16 protein-coding genes and 1 pseudogene are annotated in these 16868 nt (G+C 56.0%); 16 read left to right on the top strand and 1 reads right to left on the bottom strand.

The window, feature by feature from the left end; genetic code table 11:
• Window positions 1-137: 137 nt before the first annotated feature.
• Together gspD and gatC are read left to right on the top strand one after the other, a co-directional pair.
• Window positions 138-2585 (top strand): type II secretion system secretin GspD, encoded by a 2448-nt coding sequence (gene gspD, locus ACNKH3_RS08725; protein WP_420208946.1) that lies wholly within the window; start codon window positions 138-140, stop codon window positions 2583-2585.
• Window positions 2572-2859 (top strand): Asp-tRNA(Asn)/Glu-tRNA(Gln) amidotransferase subunit GatC, encoded by a 288-nt coding sequence (gene gatC / locus ACNKH3_RS08720; protein ID WP_417915985.1) that lies wholly within the window; start codon window positions 2572-2574, stop codon window positions 2857-2859. Before gspD ends, gatC begins: the two co-directional genes overlap by 14 nt.
• On the opposite strand, the gene ACNKH3_RS08715 is transcribed toward gatC, so the two are convergent.
• Complete coding sequence (locus tag ACNKH3_RS08715) at window positions 2856-3773, bottom strand: NAD(P)/FAD-dependent oxidoreductase (RefSeq protein ID WP_417915986.1); 918 nt, start codon at window positions 3771-3773, stop codon at window positions 2856-2858. The two genes, gatC and ACNKH3_RS08715, sit on opposite strands and share 4 nt — an antisense overlap.
• Before the next feature lie 295 nt (window positions 3774-4068).
• On the opposite strand from ACNKH3_RS08715, the gene tolQ reads away from it, so the two are divergent.
• From tolQ to ACNKH3_RS08645, 14 genes and pseudogenes are all read left to right on the top strand, one after another.
• Entirely contained in the window at window positions 4069-4779 is a 711-nt protein-coding gene (gene tolQ, locus ACNKH3_RS08710) for a protein TolQ (protein ID WP_417915987.1), read from the top strand.
• Between the two features lie 32 nt (window positions 4780-4811).
• Window positions 4812-5261 carry a protein TolR gene (gene tolR / locus ACNKH3_RS08705; RefSeq protein WP_417915988.1) on the top strand — a complete coding sequence of 150 codons (450 nt, stop codon included), beginning with the start codon at window positions 4812-4814 and terminating at the stop codon, window positions 5259-5261.
• The gene (gene tolA / locus ACNKH3_RS08700) at window positions 5258-6637 is read left to right on the top strand and encodes a cell envelope integrity protein TolA (protein WP_420208945.1); all 1380 of its coding nucleotides are present in this window, start codon (window positions 5258-5260) and stop codon (window positions 6635-6637) included. Before tolR ends, tolA begins: the two co-directional genes overlap by 4 nt.
• Before the next feature lie 19 nt (window positions 6638-6656).
• A complete protein-coding gene (tolB, locus tag ACNKH3_RS08695) occupies window positions 6657-7967 on the top strand; it encodes a Tol-Pal system beta propeller repeat protein TolB (RefSeq protein ID WP_420208944.1) in 1311 nt (436 codons plus the stop codon).
• Between the two features lie 39 nt (window positions 7968-8006).
• A complete protein-coding gene (locus ACNKH3_RS08690) occupies window positions 8007-9131 on the top strand; it encodes a tetratricopeptide repeat protein (RefSeq protein WP_420208943.1) in 1125 nt (374 codons plus the stop codon).
• Complete coding sequence (locus ACNKH3_RS08685; protein WP_420208942.1) at window positions 9131-9874, top strand: TlyA family RNA methyltransferase; 744 nt, start codon at window positions 9131-9133, stop codon at window positions 9872-9874. Before ACNKH3_RS08690 ends, ACNKH3_RS08685 begins: the two co-directional genes overlap by 1 nt.
• A 17-nt stretch (window positions 9875-9891) precedes the next feature.
• Window positions 9892-10338 (top strand): SH3 domain-containing protein, encoded by a 447-nt coding sequence (locus ACNKH3_RS08680; protein WP_420208941.1) that lies wholly within the window; start codon window positions 9892-9894, stop codon window positions 10336-10338.
• 15 nt (window positions 10339-10353) lie between these two features.
• A complete protein-coding gene (locus ACNKH3_RS08675; RefSeq protein ID WP_420208940.1) occupies window positions 10354-10983 on the top strand; it encodes a pentapeptide repeat-containing protein in 630 nt (209 codons plus the stop codon).
• 108 nt (window positions 10984-11091) lie between these two features.
• Complete coding sequence (gene rpsT, locus ACNKH3_RS08670) at window positions 11092-11364, top strand: 30S ribosomal protein S20 (RefSeq protein WP_420208939.1); 273 nt, start codon at window positions 11092-11094, stop codon at window positions 11362-11364.
• Between the two features lie 78 nt (window positions 11365-11442).
• On the top strand, window positions 11443-12924 hold the full coding sequence (gene trpE / locus ACNKH3_RS08665; RefSeq protein WP_420208938.1) for an anthranilate synthase component I: 1482 nt from the start codon (window positions 11443-11445) through the stop codon (window positions 12922-12924).
• Complete coding sequence (locus tag ACNKH3_RS08660) at window positions 12921-13538, top strand: anthranilate synthase component II (protein ID WP_420208937.1); 618 nt, start codon at window positions 12921-12923, stop codon at window positions 13536-13538. The genes trpE and ACNKH3_RS08660 overlap by 4 nt, the downstream gene beginning before the upstream one ends.
• Window positions 13539-13549: 11 nt before the next feature.
• Window positions 13550-13999, top strand: coding sequence for a hypothetical protein (locus ACNKH3_RS08655; protein ID WP_420208936.1), 450 nt, complete (start codon window positions 13550-13552; stop codon window positions 13997-13999).
• A complete protein-coding gene (locus tag ACNKH3_RS08650) occupies window positions 13996-16614 on the top strand; it encodes a tyrosine-protein kinase family protein (RefSeq protein ID WP_420208935.1) in 2619 nt (872 codons plus the stop codon). The genes ACNKH3_RS08655 and ACNKH3_RS08650 overlap by 4 nt, the downstream gene beginning before the upstream one ends.
• 64 nt (window positions 16615-16678) lie before the next feature.
• Window positions 16679-16868: pseudogene (locus ACNKH3_RS08645) on the top strand (IS701 family transposase); the annotation flags it as partial.

The raw sequence follows: 16868 nt of genomic DNA, 5'->3' as shown, positions 1-16868 counted from the left end.
GGACTGACCCGCTCCGCTTCGGCGCTGCTATAAACTCGCTGAGTGCCGATTAAAAAATTAATATAATCGTACTCACTTACTTTGGATTTATTCATCCTGATAGGTTAACTGATTTTTACCAACTGCGTAACTCCTATATGAAACAAAATATCACCGCCGCTGCCTGCCGCGTCTTCCTTTGCTGCTTTCTGCTGCTTGCCGCCTTCGCGTCCGGTCTGCCCGCTGCTGAGAAAAAGGCGCCGCCGGATAAGAAAAAGCCGGAGCAGGTGCAGATCAATTTTCCGGACATTGATCTCAATGTGCTGATCAACCTGATCAGCCAGATGACCGGCAAAAATTTCATTGTTGATCCGGCGGTGAAAGGCAAAGTCACCATCATCGCTCCGGACAAAATTTCTGTCTCGGACGCGTACCGGGTCTTTGAGTCGGTGCTGGAGGTGCATGGCTTCGCCACCGTGCCGAGCGGCTCAGTGATCAAAATTGTTCCGGCGGTTCATGCCCGCTCGAAAAGCATCCCCACAGTGATCAAGGGAGAAACCAGCCGGACTGACGATAAAATCGTCACCCGGATTATTCCAGTGGCCAATATTTCCCCAGAAGAAGTGCGGAAAATCCTCGCTCCGCTGCTTTCAAAAACCAGCTTGATCATTCCACATGAGCAGTCCAAACTGCTGATCATCGCTGACGCGCTGTCCAACATCAACCGGCTGATGGAAATCATCACGGCGATGGACGTGCCTGCCGACGGCGAGGAGCTGGAGATCATTCCGCTCCGGCATGCCTCGGTGGAGAGCATCGTCAAATCCGCTGGCCAGCTTTTCACGCAGACAGCGGCCCGGCGGCCCGGCGCGGCTCCGGCTCAAACTTTCAAGATCATTCCCTACGAGCGGACCAACTCACTGATTGTTTTCGGCTCCAAGGAGCAAATTCTTAAATTCAAGCTCATGCTGGAGCAGCTGGATGTGGCCGTGACCAGCGAAGGCGGCAACATCCATGTCTACACGCTTCAGCACGCCAACGCCGAAGAGATGGTCAAAGTGCTGACCAGTCTGCCCAGCGGCAAGCCGGGCGGCGATTTGGCCAAAAATGTGACGGCGGCCCGGCCCAAAGCGGGCGAGGAGGCGAAGGCGGAGACTGCTGCCGCGCCGTCTGTCCAGCTGTCAACGGACATTAAAATCACCGCCGACCCGGAGACTAACACCCTGATCATCACCGCCTCCAAGGAGGAGTACATGGTTCTGGAGGAAGTGATCAGAAAGCTCGACGTTCCCCGGCGCATGGTTTATCTCGAAGCACTGATCATGGAGGTCTCAATTGACAAACAGTTTGAGATCGGGGCGGAATGGGGCGGCCTTGGCAGCTTTCATGATGAGACCGGCACATTGGGGGCAGGTTTCACTAAAAACAAATTCAGCCTGATCAGCGGTGTGAGCAAGGGCACGGCAGGCATGGCCAACGGGGCCACGCTGGGCATTCTGAAAAAAGGGGTTAAGATCGGCGGCGCGTATTTCCCGGACATCGGCTCAGTGGTCAACGCCTTCCAGAAGGACTCGGACATCAACATCATCGCCACCCCGCAGATACTGACCACCGACAACAAGGAGGCCAATATCACTGTGGGCGAAAACGTGCCCTACATCACCAGCAAGAACAGCTCCTCGACCGGCAGCACGCAGGACTACACCAATTACGAGTACAAGGATGTGGGCACCACGCTCAAAATCACCCCGCAGATCAATCAGGCCAACTTGCTTCGCTTAGACATCGCGGTGGAAGTCACCCGCCTGAAAAGCGAGGCGGGCGTGGCCACCCCAACCACCTACAAGAGGAGCGCGGCGACCACCGTCGTGGTGCATAATCAGGAGATTGTGGTCATCGGCGGCATGATCGGCCAGGATGCTACCTCCGGCGACTACAAAGTGCCGCTGCTGGGCGATATTCCGCTGCTGGGCTGGCTCTTCAAGACCCATGAGAACAGCGGGCGGAAAACCAACATGTTCATCTTCATCGCCCCCCGGATTGTCAACAGCGCGCCGGAGCTGGCTGATCTGTATTATAAAAAGCGGGACAAGCTGGAGGAGGTCAAACCGGGTTCCGGCGCGGTGCCGGAGCAGCTGCTGAAGAACGACCGAGATGTGGAGCACGCCTACGCCCTGATGGATCAGGGTTTCCTCAAGCTGCAAAACAAAGACTACGGCGAGGCGAGAAAATATTTCCAGCAGGCCCTGCAGAGCGCGCCGGACAATCCATACGCCTTGTTCAATCTGGGCGCGGCTCATGCCGGAGAAGGCAGCCGCGAGCAGGCGGAGGCCGCTTATGAGCAGACTTTGGAGCAGGTCAAGCATGGCGGCAAGGAGGATGCCGTCCTGCTTGCCGCAGTCCGCGCCCGGCTCCGTCAGCTGCGGCAGGCGGAACGGCGGCAGGCCGCTGAAAAAAAAGAGGAGCCGCCCAAAGAACCGGCAGCGGTGAAAGACGAAGATGCAATCCCTCGCTTGGAGGTCAAACAAAAAGTTCAGCCTGCGCCGGTCACGAAAGAGCCGGAGGCAGATCCATCAAAACCATTGGAGCAGCATGAGGATAACTAAAGAGGAAGTGGAAAAGACCGCCCGGCTGGCCCGGCTTGACCTGAGCGGCGAAGAAATCACGCGGATGACCGGGCAGCTGGACACCATTCTCAGCTATGTGGCCAAGCTGGACGAGCTGGACACGGCAGGAATTGCGGCGGAAACCTGTTTCGCCGGGGCGGCCAACGCCTTCCGCGAGGACGAGACGCGGCCTTCGCTGCCAAGGGAACTTGCCTTGTCCGGCAGTGCCAGCCATGACGGCGCGGCCTTTGTCGTGCCGCGCGTGATCGGTTAGACCTGCCGCTGCTTGCGGGCGAACTGCGCGGCTTCCATGCCCGCCACGCAGCCCTCGCCTACCGCCTTGGCCATCTGGTAGGGCGGCCCGGTGATGTCCCCGGCAGCGTACACGCCGGGGATGTTAGTTTCCTGCTTGCGGTTCACGTCAATATATTTGAACAGCTCCATGTCCATCTGCACGCCGATCTGAGCGGCGAGCTGAAGTGCGCCCTTTGCTCCCAGCTCGATGAACACGCCGTCGGTCTTGACCTCCTCGCCGTTGTCCAAGACAACCTCCTGCACACCGGACTCGTTGCCGCAGATTTCCTTGACTTTGCGGCCTGTCAGCAGCTCGACCTTGCTCTCGGTCAGCCGCCGGAGCAGCTCGTCCGAAACCTTCAGCTCCGTCGCCGCTAAATAAACTTTGGCCGCGTAGTCGAGCAGAGTCAGCGCACCGTCCGCCGCCGCGCTGTGATTGCCGACCACCAGCACCGTCGCGCCCCGGAAAAAATTGGCATCGCAGTCAACGCAGTAGCTCACGCCCCGGCCTGAGAACTCGCTCTCGCCCGGCACGCCCAGCTTGGTTTTGGCTGTGCCCATCGCTAAAATCAGGGCGCGGCAGAGCAGCCTGCCGCCGCTCTCGGTCTCCACAGCAAAAAGGCCGTCCTCCTGCTGGCTGATTTTAAGCAGATCCTCGCGCAGCTGCTCCGCGCCGAAACGCAGCACTTGCGCCAGACCGGTCTCCAGCAGCTCCCTGCCGTCCTTCACTCCGTCCACGCAGGCGTAATTCTCCACATGCGCCGGATAGAGCGCGCTGCTTTCAATCCGGCCCAGCAGCAGCGTCCGGGTTTTTCTGCGGGCGGCGTGAATGGCCGCCTGAATGCCTGCCGGACCTGCGCCGACAATGACCACATCATAGATTGCATCAGACATGAACCTCTCCTCTGGCTGGATGGCTGCGCAGGCCTGGTCTGCCGATGAATTTCGGCGGACAATGCCCTTGCTTTTCTTTCCGGCTATGTACACTATATTCAGTTGAGGGTCGACAGAATTTTCCGAACCAGCTATAATCAGTGGGGAACGTCTCAGCTGGCTCATTGTTCTGGAAGCCCTCGTCCAGATGCTCCGCCTGCCGCAGGAAAAAACGGCGGACGGAGAGCGGCAGGGGTTTGCGCGGCGTTCAGATTGCAGATAAAATTCAACCCATTGCCTTTGCAGGAGCACGCTTGTGGATTTTTCTGTTTTCAGCATGATGGCCCACGCCGGGCTGGTGGTCAAATTCGTCATGCTCACGCTTCTTTTTTTCTCTGTGGTTTCCTGGTGGATCATCATCTCCAAGCATCTCCTCTTCTCCCGTTCCCGCAAGGCTTCCGAGGAGTTTCTCGTTGATTTCTGGGAGTCAAAAACCCTGAACAACGCCTATGAGTCGGCCAAAGCCTCAGCCCTCAGCCCGGAGGCGGCAGTTTTTGTCTCGGGCTTCAACGAGCTGCGCAAAATCAGCGCTGTGCGCGCCGCCGGGCAGGCGGCGGCGCCGCCGGAAAAACCGGAAACCCTCCAGACCAAGCTGGCGGTGATGGACAACCTCAAACGGGCGGTGCGCAAGGCCCAGCTGATTGAGCTGGAGCGGTTGGAGCGTTCCCTCGGCTTTTTGGCCACAACCGGCAGCACCACGCCGTTCATCGGCCTTTTCGGCACGGTCTGGGGCATTCTTGTCTCCTTTCAGGAAATCGGCGCGCGCGGCGGGGCCTCGCTGGCGGTGGTCGCGCCAGGCATTTCCGAGGCCTTGGTGGCCACTGCCGCCGGTCTCGCCGTTGCCATTCCAGCAGTCGTCTTCTACAACCACTACTCCAGCAAGGCGGCGGACTTTCAGTCGGAAATTGAAAATTTCTCCTTTGATTTTCTCAATTTGATCGAACGGGACATGCTGACGAGAAAGTAGCGGCCCGAATTCAACCTGACCGGCAGGTCATCATGGGAATGGGAACCACAGGCGGCAAAGGCCGCAAATCGCTGGCGGCGGAGATCAATGTGACTCCGCTGGTCGATGTCATGCTGGTGCTGCTGATCATCTTCATGGTCACCGCGCCGATGATGACCCAGGGCATTGACATCAATCTGCCGAAAACCACAGGCGAGTCCTTGGAGCAGGAGGCGGAGCCGCTGTCGGTGGTGATTGACAGCTCCGGCCAGATTTTTCTCGGCAAGAACACTGCGCCCCTTACCGCTGCCGGGCTGCGGCATGAGCTGGAGAAGCTGCCTGCGGCGCAGCGGGAAGAGGCCATTTATCTGCAAGCGGACGAAACCGTGTCCTACGGTATTGTGGTGCAGATCATGGCCCAGATCAAGCAGGCAGGATTTGACAAGTTAGGCATGGTCACGCAGCCTGATGAAGATCGTCAGGCAGGAGAGGCGGCGCAATGAAAGGCATGAATTACGATGACTGGCAGGCGTTTTTGGATGAGCGCGAGACCGGGCCGGGCTGGCAGTGGCCGCTCAATCTGGCGGTGGCCATGCACCTTGCGGTCTTCGGCAGCGCGGTGATGCTGCAAAACATGACTGGCAGCAGTCCGGGCCTCAAGCTCGACAACGCGGTCATGGTCAATTTCATCAGCTTGAGTGCTTCAGCCCTCCCCCCCGTGGCGGCGGAGAGGTCTGTTCCCGCAGCAGAGGAGCCGCCGCTGGTCGAACTCACGGCAGGCAGCCGCCGGAAAATTTCTCTGCGGACAGCGGAGCCAGGGGCCGAAGTCAAGCCGGAAAAGCCGCTGGCTAAGGAGGCCGTGCCGCCGTCGGTGGCGCAGGAGGTCAAATTGGAGCCGAAGGCGGTGAAAAAAGAGGCCGCCCCAGTCTTGGTGCGTCCGGCACCCAAGACTGCGGAGCCAGTCAAGCCGTTGGCAAAGACAGCTGCGCCTGTTGCGCTTGCGCCTGCCGAGCCGGTGAAAAAAACAGCGGCGCCTGCGCCGGTCGCCGCCCCGGCCAAAGAGGTTGTGTCCCTCAAGCCCGTGCAGCCGAAAAAGGCCGTGGCCGAGGAAAAAGCCCGTGAGCAGGCCAAGGCAGCGGAGCTGAAACGGCAGGCCGAGCTGGCCGAGGCTAAAAAACAGGAGGCTGTCAAGGCGGCAAAGCTGGAGACGGAAAAGAAAGCTGCTGAAGCCAAGCGGGTTGCTGATGAAGAGCAAGCCCGGAAGGAAAAAGAGGCCGCCAAGATCGCCGCAGCGAAAAAAGAGCAGGCGAAAATTGCTGAAGCAGCTAAAGCGGCGGCGGAAAAAAGAGCGGCGGCGGCTGAAGCCCGGAAAAAACTGGCGGAGCAGGAGCGGCAGAAGGCTCTTGCCGAGGCCCGGCGCGTCGAGCGCGAGGCGGCGGCGGCACGCGAGGCGGCAGTGGCGGCCAGGGAGCAGCTGGTGCGCGCGCTGCGGGAAAATATGGCGGTCAGCACAGCGGCGGCGGGCAGCGGCAGCCTGCTGGGCACAGGCATGGGTTCCGGCGGCGGCAGCGGCGCAGCCAGCTCGGCGGGCCTGAATCATTACGCCCGGCAGCTGAACGAGCAGATCAGCAGCCGCTGGAAGGTGCCGGAGCTGACCGCAGGCAACCGGAAGCTGAAAACGGTGGTCGCGCTGACAGTGAATAAAAACGGCACCATTGAGGACTTGCAGATTGAGCGGAAGTCCGGTGACCCGCTCTTTGATCAATCGGTGGTCAAGGCCCTGCGCAGCGCGCCGCTGCCTAGGTTTTTCACTCTGATCCCTGATAAGGACCGACTGGAGTTCGCCTTGAATTTCACCCCGCAAGGACTGACTTTATAACCTTCACCAAGACTTTTTCATGCACGCGATGAACCGCCGATCCTCCCTGCCGCGCCTTTGTTCCGCTGTTTTTTCCGCTTTGCTGGCGCTGCTGCTGGTCAGCTTTGAAGCCGCCGCCGAGCGCATTCAGTTAGACATCGCCAGCTCCGGCGTGCGCAAGCTGGCTGTGGCCGTGCCGCCCTTCACCGACAGTTCCGGCAGCAGCGCGTCCGCCGTCGGCAAAGACATAGCCCGGCTGGTGACCACCGGTTTGGAATTTCACGGTTTCATTCAGACTGTCGGCCCGCAGCGCGGCGGATCCGGCAGCAGCGCCGACTGGCGGCGCGGCGGCGCAGATTATGTGGTGACCGGCAAATACACGATCTCCGGCGGACGGATGACGGTCGAGGGCCGCCTGCTCGACACCACGGCGGACAAGCTGCTGCCTGCCCGCCAGTTCCGGGGCGATGTCAGCCAGCAGGACGATTTAGCCCTGCGTCTCGTTGACGCGCTGGTGGAGGATTTCACCGGCGAGCCGGGTGTCAGCCGCACTTCCATCGCCTTCATCTCCGACAGCTCCGGCAGCAAAGAAGTTTATCTCGCCGACGTGCTGGGCCGCAAGGTGCGCCAGGTCACCAAGCACAATCATCTCTGCGTCTCGCCCCGCTTCACGCCGGACGGCGGCAGTCTTGCCTACTCCTCCTATCATCGCGGCAACCAGAACCTCTACATCACCGATCTGAGCCAAGACCGCACCACCCGCGCCATCTCCCGCCGCGAGGGCATGAATCTGGCCCCGGCCTTCTCGCCGGACGGCAAGACCATGATCGTCACTTTGAGCCGGGACGGCAGTCCTGATCTTTACCGCATGGACGTGCGGGGCGAGGTGCTGGAGCGGCTGACCGAGCAGGCGGGCATCAATGTTTCGCCCTCCTTTTCGCCGGACGGCAGGCAGATCGCCTTTGTCTCGGACCGCAGCGGCAAGCCGCAGATCTATGTGATGGATCTCGCCAGCAAAAAATCCCGCCTGCTCACCTTGCAGGGCAAAGAGAACGTCGAGCCGTCCTGGTCGCCTAAAGGCGACAAAATCGCCTACACCAGCCTGACCGCCGGACGCTACCACATCTTCACCATCCCGACAGACGGCGGCGCGCCGGTCCGCGTCACCTCCGGCTACGGCGACTATGAGTCGCCGACTTGGTCGCCCGACGGCAGGCAGATCGCTTTTTCCAGAAAGCGGAACGGCCAGATGGAGCTGTGCGTCATCCACGCCAACGGCACAGGGGAGCGGACGCTCTTCCGGCTGAAGGGCAATCAGTCCTATCCCCGCTGGTCTCCCCGCCGCAACTGACCGGCGGCTTTCAGTTTTATTCCATCAGAGGTTTTGCTCATGAAAGGATACAGCAATATGGCGGCGGCGGCCTGCGCTCTTCTGCTGCTCTGCCAATGCGCCAGTCAGGACGAGGTGCGGCGGCTGAATTATCAGCTCCGCAGCATGAATCAGAAGGTGCAGACCGTTGAATCAAAAACAGCGGAGCAGCTTAAGGAAGTTGAGGCCAGAACGGCGGAGAAGCGGCTCAAGGAGTCTGCCCAAGCCGCCAACCTGCTGGAGGAGCTGTCTGAGGAGGCCCGGCAGCTGCGGGCGGTGAATCAGGAAAACATCGAGCGTTTCAATGAGTACAAGAGCGAGACCGAGGCCAAAATCGCCTCGCTCTATGCGGCGATTGAGCAAATGCAGTCTGAGAATGGCCATTTGAGCCAGTCCAATGAGGATCTGGTGCGCTCGCTGGAGCTGAAAATTGAGCAGCTGACCAGCGGCCTCCAGCAGGCCAGTCAAGACCGGGTGCGTCAGGCCGCCCAAAAGGCCAGAGAGGCGGAGCTGCGGGCGAAAGAGGCGGCGGAGAAGGCGGCGGAGGCAAGAAAGAAGGCTGACCTCGCTTTGCTCGCCGCGTCAGAGGGGAGCGGCACGGCGGCGGGCGGCAGCCTGTCCGGGACGGCGGCGGAGGTCGCCGAGCTGGAGCCGGAGCGCCGGAAGGTGCGCGTCGCCCCGTCCGCTCCTGAGCGGCAGGAGGAGGACGATGACTTTGCCGTGCCTGCGGAAAGGCGCGAGCCGTCGTCTCCGGCAGCTGCGGGAGATGGGGATGACCCGCTTTTCGCCAAGGGCATGGCCAGCTTCAAAGACAAAAAATACAAGGAAGCCTACAAGTTCTTCGAGCAGCATCTCTCCGGTCAGCCGGACAGCAGGCAGGCGGCCAAGACCCTCTACTTGATGGGCGAATGCCTGTTCAATCAGGGCGAATACGATCTGGCCATCCTTGACTATCAGAAGGTGATCTCCAATTACAGCGGCGACACGCACAGTCCGGCGGCCCTGCTCCGGCAGGCGATGTCTTTTGAGAAGCTGACTGACAAGGAAACCGCCAAAATCATCTATGGCAAGCTGGCCGCTGATTATCCCGACAGCCGCGAGGCCAAGGTGGCGCGGGAGCGGATGGAGAACCTGCGGCAGCCCTGATGTCTCAGAAAAAGCGGCTGGATCTGCTGCTGGCCGAGCGCGGTTTGGCGACAGATGCAGCCGAGGCGGCGGCGTTGATCGGCGCGGGCCGGGTGCTGGTCGGCACCCGTTCCGACTGCAAGGCCGGAACGCTGGTGGCGGCGGACAGCGAGATCCGGGTGAAAATGCCGCCTCCTTATGTCAGCCGCAGCGGCGAGAAGCTGGCCGGCGGCCTTCGCGATCTGGGCATTGATCCCGCAGGCTGGATTTGCGCCGATATCGGCTGCTCCACCGGCGGCTTCACCGACTGCCTGCTTCAGCATGGCGCGGCGCGGGTGTACAGCGTTGATGTCGGTTACGGCCTGCTGGCATGGAAGCTCCGCCAAGACCGGCGGGTGGTCGTGCTGGAGCGCACCAACGCCCGCCATTTGAGCAAAGAGCAGGTTCCAGAACCGCTGGATTTCGCTGTTCTCGACGCGTCGTTTATCTCGCTTCAGCTTCTGCTGCCGCCGCTGCTGCCGCTGTTCGACGGCCCGGCCCGGCTGCTGGCCTTGGTCAAACCCCAATTTGAGCTGCCGAAAAACAAGGTTGGCGCAGGCGGCATAGTCCGCGAGCCGCAGCTGCATGAGGAGGCTCTGGCGGGCATCAGACAGTTCGCGGCGCAGATCGGCCTGACCTGCGTTGGCAGCGCGGCGGCCTCGGTCTGCGGCGCGGGCGGCAATCAGGAATATCTCTTGCACTTCACACAACAGTGCTGCATTTAAAGAAAAGGAGACAATGAATGAATTATCCGACTTGCGCGGCGCGGACAGGGCTGCTGCTTGCGTCGCTGCTGCTTGCGTCCTCTGTTTCAGCCGCTGAATTCGTGTCTGTGATCAAAGACGGCGTGAATGTCCGTTCCGGTCCCAGTCTTGAGGCCGCTGTGCTGTTTCAGGCGCCTGGCGGCTATCCGCTGGAGGTGGTCGGACGGCAGGGCGAGTGGCTCAACGTCAGCGATTTCGAGAATGAAACCGGCTGGATCGCCGCCAGCTTGGTTGCTGAGACCCCGTATGTGATCGCCAAGCGGAAAGGCAACATCCGGGAGGGCGCAGGCATTGAGCACCGCCAGATCGGCTCGGTGGTGCGCGAGGTGATTTTGAAAAAAGTGGAGCAGCAGGGCGAGTGGATCAAAATATCGCATCCGCAGCTGCCTTCGGGCTGGATTTACCAGGACTTGGTCTGGCCCTGACGCGCTGAGTCCGGCATGAAGATCCAAGCCGCCATCTGCGCAGCGCTCCTTGCCGTCGGCCACGCCGGAGCCGCCGAGCTGCTTGGCTCGCCGGTTCCTGAAATAAGGCAGAATTTCAACAAGCTGCTGACCGACAACGCCTGCCGGGGCTGCAATCTGAGCGGGGCGGTGCTGAACCGGCTCAATCTTGCCGAAGCAGATTTGGAGGGCGCGGATTTGAGCGGGGCGCAGCTCAATTCAGCCAGTCTGGCCGGAGCCAATCTGCGCGGGGCCAACCTGCGGGGTGCATGGCTCGGCGGCGCGGATTTGACCGGGGCGGATCTTCTCGGCGCAAACTGGGAAGGAGCGGATTTCACCTTGAACGGCAAGCCGGGGGTCGATGCGGGCCAGCAGGTGGTTGCGGGCGCGCAGCAGACCGTCAGCGATGTGCTGACCAGCATTTTTGCAGCCCAAGACGAGGCAGCTTCAGACCAAGCTCCGCCGGTCTCCGATCTCTTCGCCCCTCTGCTTCCTCCGGCGGCGCAGCAGGAGAAAAATCCCGCCGACCGCCGTTCTGTTGATGAAATTCCGGTGATTGTCATCAGGGAGCCGGAGAAGGCACCAAGGCAGCTTCCAGCGGCGGCAGCCAACGCTGACGGGAATTGAGCTGCGCGGCAGCGCGGAAAATAGAGTTGACAAGCGCGGGGCGGTCAGCTATATTTTCTTCTTTTTAGAAGAAATCTTAACCTTTCAGGACAGCAGCAAGGAGCTTTCATGGCAAATCACGCTTCAGCAGAAAAGCGGAACAGACAGTCCAAAACACGCCGTCTGCGCAACCGCATCAACAAATCCAAAATAAACACCGCCATCCGCCGCGTTGACGACGCGCTGGCAGCAGGCGCGCAGGACGGGGCGCAGGATGTGCTGAAAAAAGCCATGTCCGTCATTCACAAGACGGCAGGCAAAGGCACCATCCACAAGAACACCGCCGCCCGCAAGATTTCCCGGCTGACCAAGCGGGTCAACCGGACTCTGGCCGCCGCCTGAACCGGCAGGTTGAGGAAGGGCTGTCGGCCACGGAAGCGTTCCGCTTCTGTGGCTTTTTCTTTTTGCGCAGGACAGAACATGTATTTTCCTGATCTGGAAGCCTTTTCGGCGATGCTGGCGCAGGCCGGGCTGGTGCCGCTGCACCGCACGGTGATCGCCGATTTAGACACGCCGCTGACCATTTTTGCCAAAATTGCGGGCAGCGAGCGGCACGCCTTTCTTTTTGAATCCATGGAAGGCGGCGAAAAGTGGGGCCGTTATTCCTTCATCGGCCTTGATCCGCTGCTGACCTTTCAATCCAAGGGCGGCCAGATCACGCTGACCCGCTGCGGCGCGGCTGCCGAGCTGCGCGAGGGAGTCAATCCGCTCACCGAGCTGCGCGAGCTGCTTGCCGCTTTCAAAGCCAGCACCGCGCCGGGCCTGCCGCGTTTTTACGGCGGCTTGGTCGGCTTCCTTGGCTACGACATGATCCGCTTTATTGAGGATATTCCTGACCGCCATGCGCCGTCAGATATCCCCGATTCCTCCTTCATTGTCCCGCGCTTGGTGCTGATTCACGATTCCATCAGCCAAAAGCTGACCGTGGTCTGCAATGTGGTGCCGGAAGCGGGCAAGGATGCGGCAGCTTTGCACGCGGACGGCTGCGCCCGGATTGCGGCGGTCATTACCAAGCTGCGGCAGCCGCTGCCGGAAAGCTGCGCTGCGGCTGGTTGCGGGTCGCACGAGTTCCGCTCCAACATGGACGAGCAGCTGTTCTGCCGCATGGTCGAGCGGGCCAAGGAGAACATCGCTGCTGGCGACATCATCCAAGTGGTGCTTTCGCAGCGGTTTCAAACCACGACCACGCTTGATCCCTTCCTGCTCTACCGCTCACTGCGCCACGTCAATCCCAGCCCTTACCTCTTTTATCTCCGCTTGGACGATCTTTGTCTGATCGGATCCTCGCCGGAAATTTTGGTGCGCTTGGAGGACGGCGAGATTGAGCTGCGCCCGATTGCTGGCACCCGCAAGCGCGGCGCGAATGCTGAAGAGGACAAAGCCTTGGCGGCGGAGCTGCTCGCGGATCCCAAGGAGCGGGCCGAGCATCTGATGCTCGTTGACTTGGGCCGCAACGACACAGGCCGGGTCGCCGAGCGCGGCACGGTCGAGGTGCGCGACCTGATGGTGGTGGAGCAGTACAGCCACGTCATGCACATCGTTTCCGGCGTGCACGGCAAACTGGCAGCAGGCAAAGACCAGTTCGACGTGCTGGCCGCCTGCTTTCCGGCAGGCACGGTCAGCGGTGCCCCGAAGATTCAGGCGATGAAGATCATTGACGAGCTGGAGCCAACGCGGCGCGGCCCCTACGCGGGCGCGGTTGGCTATTTCGGTTTTTCCGGCAATATGGACTTCTGCATCGCCATCCGCACCTTTGTCATGCAGGGCAATGAGCTTTGGATTCAGGCAGGGGCTGGCATCGTCGCCGACTCGGTGCCGGAAAAGGAATTCGAGGAAACCGTCAACAAGGCCCGCGCTCTGCGCCGGGCTGTCGAACTCGCCGAACAGGGGCTGCTGCCGTGATCGTCATCATTGACAACTACGATTCGTTCACTTTCAACATCGTCCAGACCTTGGCCGCCGCGCCGCCCAATGCGCCGCAGGGCTGGCAGCCGCCGGAAATCCGGGTTTTCCGCAACGACAAGATCACGGTGGAGGAAATCGCGGTCATGCGCCCCGACCGCCTGCTGATCTCGCCCGGCCCCTGCACGCCGAAAGAGGCGGGCATCTCCATTGCCGCGATTCAATATTTCAGCGGCAAGATTCCAATTCTCGGTGTCTGCCTTGGTCATCAGTCCATTGGCGAGGCGTTCGGCGGCAAGGTGCTCCGGGCAGGCCGGGTGATGCACGGCAAGACCAGCCCGATGCACCATGACGGCAAAGGCGTGTTCACCGGTTTGGAAAATCCTTTCGAGGGAATGCGCTATCACTCGCTGGTGGTGGAGGAAAGCACGTTGCCCGACTGCCTTGAAGCGACCTGCCATACCGATCAGGGCGAGCTGATGGGCCTGCGCCACAAAACCTTGGCCGTGGAAGGCGTGCAGTTTCACCCCGAATCCATCATGACCAAGGCGGGGATTGTGCTGCTGCATAATTTTTTGCGGGCGGATTATGTCAAATCGTTGAGGAAGGTTTAATCTGTGTTAAAATGGAAGATTACAATGAAGCCTTTCGAGCAAGAAGGCGAGATGCAAATGAGTTACTTCAACTCAACGGTCACAAAATTGCCGCATTTCATTTGGGAGGAGTGGCTGTTGAATGCCGCCTAAAAGCATTTTTAGTCCTTTATCACAAGGTTGTAGAATGGGAGCAACCGAGTGGTAGGAGAAAAGATTCTTGTTTCAAACAACCGGTCAAAAATCCTGGGCATGGTTTGTTGACAGCAATTAAACGGATGTCGAGATTATATGACAAGGCGAAACTTGATTATATGTTTTTAAAACACCTTGAAAAGGTTACTCATCCGCTTGGAGCCAGTTCAATGGATTATATCGGCATTCGTTATATTGCTGAAACGGCAACATGCCAAGATGAATGGATAAATAGTTTTGATTATGTCTGTAGATGGTTGGATAAAAATAAAGGTGATTTATTATGAACCATGCAGAAAGATTAAGAAAAAATCTTACCAAGAGATATCAACATCAATTCGAGCTTGATATCGGTGAAGGAGGTTTTGTCCTGCTAACAATTATTTCAAATGAATTTCAAGGTTACAGCAGGAGCCAGAGATTAGAGCAGGTCGAATCATTGATACTCGACGCAGGGCTAATCCCAGGTATTATAGAATTATATACTTCGCAAGAGGCTAATGAGGAAGGAATAGAACTTCATGCAGGAGGATATGAGCGAGTTCCTGCATCATGGCAAGATGCAGTTGACATGCTGTCATCTGGGAAAAAAAATGCTTCTAAAAAATATCCCCATAAAATAAAGAGAGTTGTCTTTTACTCCTATAAAGGAGGAGTAGGGAGGACAACAGCCTTGATCCATACAGCTTTTCAATTGATCAGAGCTGGGAAGCGTGTTGCTGTTGTAGATATGGATGTGGAAGCTCCAGCATTGCAAACCTTGCTGCCGCCAAACGATGAACATTTGAACGAAGGGTTGATTGATTATTTATGGGAAAGGCAAACATGCCTTCATAAGGATATTAAGTTAAGTGGAAACGATCAAGGAAGGCGCACAGGGATTGTTTATCCTTATAAAAAGGATCATAATTTATTTGTTGTTCCTGCTGGAAAGATAAGTCAGCGTTATATTAAACGGTTAGCATCGCTGTCTGTTAGTCAGTTTTTTAGCAAAGACGATGTTTGGGAACAATTTGAAAAAGATTTATGGGATCAATTTCAACCTGATATAATACTTGTTGATGCAAGAACAGGTTTGAATGAATGGGGAGGATTGTCATTACTGCGGATCGCAGATGAAGTTTTCATTGTATTATATCCTAACAAGCAAAACACTGAAGGTGTTGTATTTATTCAAAATATATTAAAAATAGCAAACGGTATTAATGCAAATATAATTCTTTCTCCTGTGCCAGAGGGAATTATCGGTGCAAGAATGGTGGAAAACGTCAAGCCAGATTTGGGATTTTCATCCAAAGATGAAGAAGAAATCGATCTTATTCAAATTCCATACCATCCTAGTGTCGCTGGAGCTGAAGAATTCCCTGTAGAAACGGCACTTCCTTATTATGCGGCAATTGCAAACAAATTGTTAGAAATTAGTGGAGTAAAAGAAACTGAAAATATTATTGCAAAGTCTAACAGATTAGAATTGATTGACTCTCTTTCTTTTCCTGAGCGGGATGCAGCAAGCATACTCGATCAAGATTTTGATGCAATATTTCAAAAGACTGATGACTTTGACCGCTGTCTCGATGATGCTGTTTGGGTTATTCGAGGTCGTAAAGGAACTGGAAAATCAACCCTTTACAGATTATTCACTCAGCATCGTGAAAATGCTGAAAAACGCTCTCATGGTCGGTTGGAAAATATCAATATTGTATCGGCGCATGGCAATAGTGATACTTTTAGGCCAACCAGTGATATTTTTGCAGATATGCAAAAAAAAATTAAGGCAGGAGGAGATTGGTTGTCTTTATGGAGGATTTATGCAATAATACGTATTTATCGTTCATGCCCTGAATTTTCAGAAGAAATGAAAAATAAAAAATTGAACAAACTATTTTTAGTATTGCAAAACTATTTTTCTGACAAAGAAAAATATTGGAATTCTAAACATACTGACAAGTTATCTGAAATGGCTATAGATAGTGAGATAAACGGATATTGCAGAGACGCTTTCAAATATTTTAATGAATTTCTTTTAAGGCACAATAAAAAAATATGGCTTTTTTATGATGACATGGATCAGGACATTCGAGAAGGAACTGAATGGCAGCAGGATGCTCTTGGAGGGTTGATGCGTTTAGTTTACGATACAAATAATCAAGATTTATTTCAGATTAGATTTAAAATATTTTTACGTGAAGACATATGGAGCAACCTTGTTTTTACAAATAAAAGCCATTTTGGAGACGCAAGGACATTGCTCCTTAAATGGAATAAAAATGATTTTTTAAGATTAGCATATCGGTTGGTAGTTAGTTCAAAAAAAGTAGAAAATGTTTTAAATAGAATACATCCTATGACTGAAAGTAATCTTGATCAAGCTGACGAGGAAACATTGCGTTTAATCTTGTCTCCGATTTGGGGTCTAAAGCAGAAAGGGAAAAATGCGTATATTGCGCAATGGGTCTATAATAGAATGACGGACTCGAGCAATAACACCTATCCAAGATCATTAACAATCCTTCTTAAAAAAGCCCGTGAGGTGGAATTGAAGTCGCAGCAAGGAAAAAATGCCCCTGCTGATAGATTATTACGTTGGAATGCTATGACCGAAGGTTTAGCCGAAGCATCAAAAGAACGGTGTGATTCTATAAAAAATGAATATCAAGAATTGAATGATTTTTTTAGCAATATAGGGGAGTTATATTCTCTTTTCAAGTTGAATGAATTAGAAAATATATGGAAAAAGACAAGTCTTGCTCAATCTGGAAGCTCTTTTGATAGTTTTCTGAAAAAAATAGAAAGTATCGGCTTGATTTCAAAGAAAAAATATAACGAAAAATATGACTATGCTGTAGCAAGTCTTTACATTGAGGGATTTGGAGTTCAACGAAAACAAGGACAAAGGAAATAATCATGCCTAACAAAGGAAAGTATTAGGAGTTACGCAGTTGGTAAAAATCAGTTAGCCTAGCAGGATGAATAAATCCAAAGTAAGTGAGTACGATTATATTAATTTTTTAATCAGCACTCAGCGAGTTTATAGCAGTGCCGAAGCGGAGCGGGTCAGTCCTGAGCAAGAGAACGGGCCTGCGCATGATGCCTATACGCGCCAGCTCCACCGGCTTTTCCCGACGACTGAACGTCTATGGTCAGAAGCTCAAACGC

It is taken from the genome of Candidatus Electronema sp. JC, assembly GCF_048287365.2.
Taxonomy (GTDB): domain Bacteria; phylum Desulfobacterota; class Desulfobulbia; order Desulfobulbales; family Desulfobulbaceae; genus Electronema.
The sequence above is the reverse complement of the archived record's forward strand: the minus strand, read 5'-3'. Positions and strand labels throughout refer to the sequence as shown.

Excerpts from the sequence above, each read along its gene's own strand:
- tolB (WP_420208944.1), top strand. The coding sequence starts at position 6,657 with ATGCACGCGATGAACCGCCGATCCTCCCTGCCGCGCCTTTGTTCCGCT.
- ACNKH3_RS08655 (WP_420208936.1), top strand. The coding sequence starts at position 13,550 with ATGGAAGATTACAATGAAGCCTTTCGAGCAAGAAGGCGAGATGCAAAT.
- ACNKH3_RS08675 (WP_420208940.1), top strand. The coding sequence starts at position 10,354 with ATGAAGATCCAAGCCGCCATCTGCGCAGCGCTCCTTGCCGTCGGCCAC.
- gatC (WP_417915985.1), top strand. The coding sequence starts at position 2,572 with ATGAGGATAACTAAAGAGGAAGTGGAAAAGACCGCCCGGCTGGCCCGG.
- rpsT (WP_420208939.1), top strand. The coding sequence starts at position 11,092 with ATGGCAAATCACGCTTCAGCAGAAAAGCGGAACAGACAGTCCAAAACA.
- tolA (WP_420208945.1), top strand. The coding sequence starts at position 5,258 with ATGAAAGGCATGAATTACGATGACTGGCAGGCGTTTTTGGATGAGCGC.
- ACNKH3_RS08715 (WP_417915986.1), bottom strand. The coding sequence starts at position 3,773 with ATGTCTGATGCAATCTATGATGTGGTCATTGTCGGCGCAGGTCCGGCA.
- ACNKH3_RS08690 (WP_420208943.1), top strand. The coding sequence starts at position 8,007 with ATGAAAGGATACAGCAATATGGCGGCGGCGGCCTGCGCTCTTCTGCTG.
- ACNKH3_RS08680 (WP_420208941.1), top strand. The coding sequence starts at position 9,892 with ATGAATTATCCGACTTGCGCGGCGCGGACAGGGCTGCTGCTTGCGTCG.
- ACNKH3_RS08650 (WP_420208935.1), top strand. The coding sequence starts at position 13,996 with ATGAACCATGCAGAAAGATTAAGAAAAAATCTTACCAAGAGATATCAA.
- ACNKH3_RS08685 (WP_420208942.1), top strand. The coding sequence starts at position 9,131 with ATGTCTCAGAAAAAGCGGCTGGATCTGCTGCTGGCCGAGCGCGGTTTG.
- tolR (WP_417915988.1), top strand. The coding sequence starts at position 4,812 with ATGGGAATGGGAACCACAGGCGGCAAAGGCCGCAAATCGCTGGCGGCG.
- gspD (WP_420208946.1), top strand. The coding sequence starts at position 138 with ATGAAACAAAATATCACCGCCGCTGCCTGCCGCGTCTTCCTTTGCTGC.
- trpE (WP_420208938.1), top strand. The coding sequence starts at position 11,443 with ATGTATTTTCCTGATCTGGAAGCCTTTTCGGCGATGCTGGCGCAGGCC.